The 388-nt window shown below is 58.2% G+C and carries 1 pseudogene; it reads right to left on the bottom strand.

Annotation, left to right across the window (positions count from 1 at the left end):
- Positions 1 to 279: 279 nt before the first annotated feature.
- Positions 280 to 388 (bottom strand): annotated as a pseudogene (locus tag B2J89_RS21900) (electron transfer flavoprotein subunit alpha/FixB family protein); the annotation flags it as partial.

Genomic DNA, 388 nt, shown 5'->3' with positions numbered 1-388 from the left:
AGATGTTCAGTGACCGGTAGTGGTGGCAGCGGCCATAGCCGCGCCAAGTCTGAATGTAGGCAGCCAGTGAATTCACGGTATGTGCCATATAGGGGTCACAGGCATGCGCTGGTTCGATCAACTCGAACCTTCACTCGGAGTGGGCTGCGGAGATTAGTGAATGCAGCAATGCAGTTCACAGTAACAACGCCGGGAGCCGCCTCTCGACCTCATTGCCGGCACCGGGGTTGACTCGCGACTTTTCGGCCGCGAGAGTGCCATTTTTGGCACGACAAAGTGCTACAGCATCTTCACGAAATCAGGCACGGCCGCAAACAGGTCCGCTTCGAGCCCGTAGTCGGCCACCGAGAAGATCGGCGCCTCGGGGTCCTTGTTGATCGCCACGATC

The organism is Acidovorax sp. SRB_24 (genome assembly GCF_012931925.1).
The sequence above is the reverse complement of the archived record's forward strand: the minus strand, read 5'-3'. Positions and strand labels throughout refer to the sequence as shown.